Below are 370 nucleotides of genomic sequence, written 5' to 3'. Positions count from 1 at the left end.
CGTTATTGCAGCAGCAGTTTCTGCCGGCTGTGCTGGCGGGGCTGGCACAGGACCTGCAGCAGGCCCCTCCTGCCAGTGAAGAAAAAATGTCGGTACTGCGCGTGATGCGCATGACGGAAGATGCATCGGGGCGCAGCATTCCGCTGGTGGAGCAGTACATGGCCGGGCGCTGGCAAAAAGCGTTTCCGGAACAGGGGCAAATCCAACAACAGCTGATGCAGCATCTGGATTATGCCCTCAGACATACCGACTGGCATAAAGCACGGGTACAAAAAGACCCGGACGCCATTGCTGCCTGGAAGCCTTTTGCACAACCTGTCGCCGACGCGCAGCAGGAACTGAGCCGTCTGCCGTTATATCAGCGGGTGTA

The 370-nt window shown here is 58.4% G+C and carries 1 protein-coding gene; it reads left to right on the top strand.

The features are described 5' to 3' along the window. Nucleotides 1–370 (top strand): ImcF-related family protein (locus ADK28_RS11860; RefSeq protein ID WP_275452765.1); only part of this gene is annotated, 370 nt, incomplete at both ends.

This window comes from Serratia sp. 506_PEND (genome assembly GCF_001076875.1).
Classification (GTDB): Bacteria; Pseudomonadota; Gammaproteobacteria; order Enterobacterales; family Enterobacteriaceae; genus Serratia; species Serratia marcescens.
The sequence above is the reverse complement of the archived record's forward strand: the minus strand, read 5'-3'. Positions and strand labels throughout refer to the sequence as shown.